Genomic DNA, 2695 nt, shown 5'->3' with positions numbered 1-2695 from the left:
AATTATAGGTAAAAAACATAAAATTCAATACTTTAAACACTACTCTCCATAATCATTAGCAGATATTCTTTGAGGGTACTACGAGTAGATTTGTTACAGTAAAGTAGAGTTAATGCCAGATTAACTTCTATTGTAAAGCAAACAGTTTATCGGCACTTTTAGTGGTTTGAACGCAAAACACAAGGTTATACTATAACATTGTTGATTCGTTAATTTTGTGGTGTTATATTATATCACAACATAATAACCACGAACCAATATATCCATGACAAAGTTAACATTAATCTCCTCTGCTATTTTTTCTGTTTTATGTTCTCAATCAGCTTTGGCTGCAACCGTTACCGGTAAAGTAATGGATGATAAAAATCAACCAATTAAAAATGCCTCTATCCATGTCCATGGCAAAAACCAAAGCGTTAAAAGTAATGATTTAGGCGAGTTTGCTATCGATATAGATGCAAACAGCCAATTACATATTAGTAAAGACAACTACATAGACTCTCGTATTACTGTTACCGAATCTTCAAATAATCTGTCTGTGTCACTTAAACCAACATCGGTTGAAACAGTGGTTGTTTATGCCTCTGCACTTCATAAGAACAGCCTAGAAATGATTTCTCCTGTAAGTGTGCTATCTGGTGATGAATTAAGAAATAAATCTAAACCAACACTTGGCGAAACTCTTAAAGGTTTACCAGGCGTAAATGCAAGTTACTTTGGCCCTGTATCATCAAGCCCAATTATTCGTGGTTTAGATGGCCCTCGCGTTAAAATCACACAAAATGGATTAGATGCCAGCGATGCGTCGCGAATTGGCCCAGACCACGCGACATCAAGCGACAGCCTAGCGGCAGAGCAAATTGAAGTGTTGCGCGGTCCAAGTACCCTACTTTATGGCTCTGGTGCAATTGGTGGCGTTGTAAACGTGGTTGATAACCGTATTCCTACTAGCAATATCGACGAGCTTACAGGCGCTGCTGAATACAGCCACGATACGGTGTCAAATTCAAACACCGTAGCTGCAAAACTTGAAACAGGTAATGAAGGCTTTAACTTTCATTTTGATGGTACTAAGCGCAGCGGCGATGATTACCAAACACCGACCTTTACTATTGCCGACGATGATGGCGATGTTGAAACCGAAAGCTCGGTAGAAAATACTTTTATTGATAGCGAAACACTCAACTTTGGTACCAGCTATGTTGGCGATCACTTAACGATTGGTTTTTCTTACGGTAGCATTGATACTGATTACGGTATTCCTGGGCATGAGCATCATCACGATCACGAAGGTGAAACTGAAGAAGAGCATGCAGAACATGAAGATGAAGCTGCTGAAGAGCCAGTTTACGCACATTTAGAGCAAGACCGCTGGCAAGGGCTTGTAAGTTACGCTCTTCATAATAACTGGATTGAAACCATCAACCTACGTGTTGGCTATACAGATTATTCACACAGCGAAATTGAAGATGGCGAAATTGGTACTACTTTTAAAAATAAAACGACTGAAGCACGTTTAAATGTAGAGCATAAGTTTGCTGATTGGCACGGAATGATGGGCTATCACTACAGCGATTCTGACTACGATGCAATTGGTGAAGAAGCATTTACACCCGCGAGTGTAACTACAACTAACGCATTATATTTACTAGAAGAGCGTGAATTTGGCGACGTGACAATAGAGCTTGGTGCACGTGTAGAAGATTACAAAATTGAAAGCCAAATCACGGCACACGAACATAGCCACGATGAAGTAGAAATAGATCATAGCGACGAAGAAGCTATTGGATACAATAAAAGCTTTACCAATTTAAGCGCCTCTGCCGGTGCCATTTGGCAGTACAAGCCGGGTCATAGTATTGCGACAAGTATTTCTCACTCAGAAAGAGCTCCGCTTTCTGCAGAGCTTTTATCAAATGGTTTACACATTGCAACAGGTACGTATGAGCTTGGCCTTGGTTATAACATTGAGGGTAATGAAGCACATTTTGAGCCAGAGAATATCAAGCAAGAAACCTCAACAAACCTAGATTTAAGCTTTAGACGTTTTAGCGGTGATTTTGGTTACACCGTTAACTTTTTCTATAACGATATTAAGAACTTTTATTTCCAAGAAAATACAGGTTTAGTTTACGATGAAGAAGATGGTTTAGAATCAGCTATTGGTGCACATGACGATGCTGTTGCGGTTTATCAGTTTACAAGTAAAGACGCAGAGCTTTATGGAATTGAGTTTGACGCACATTACCAAGTAACCCCAAGCGCTATGGTTAAAGTATTTGGTGACTCAACTCGTGCAAAACTAAAAGACGACGAAGGCAACTTACCGCGTATCCCTGCCAATAAATTAGGCTCTGAGTTACAGTACGATTTAGGTGACTTACAACTAACGCTTACAGGTACTCATTACTTTGATCAAAACGATGTAACTGCATTTGAAACAAAAACGGACGGCTATACGTTATTTGATGCACAAGCTAATTACCAATTAGGTTTAGGCAGTGTAGATGCACAGCTTTATATAAACGTGGATAACATTACTGATGAGTTAGGCTTTGTGCATAGCTCATTTATTAAAGATAAAGCCCCACTACCTGGCAGAAACTTCCGCTTTGGTATCCGTGGCTACTTTTAATAGCTGACAAGCTCTTTAGTTTATATATTTAAAAACCGCATTTTATTAAGGCGGTTTTTT

General features: G+C 39.3%; 1 protein-coding gene. It reads left to right on the top strand.

Annotated features, from left to right (window positions below; all coding sequences use genetic code 11):
• The first annotated feature begins 265 nt into the window (after nucleotides 1-265).
• Entirely contained in the window at nucleotides 266-2635 is a 2370-nt protein-coding gene (locus GQR46_RS18495) for a TonB-dependent receptor (protein WP_165727453.1), read from the top strand.
• Nucleotides 2636-2695: the final 60 nt, after the last annotated feature.

The organism is Pseudoalteromonas sp. Z1A6 (genome assembly GCF_011378745.1).
In the GTDB taxonomy this organism is placed as follows: Bacteria; Pseudomonadota; Gammaproteobacteria; order Enterobacterales; family Alteromonadaceae; genus Pseudoalteromonas; species Pseudoalteromonas arctica.
The sequence above is the reverse complement of the archived record's forward strand: the minus strand, read 5'-3'. Positions and strand labels throughout refer to the sequence as shown.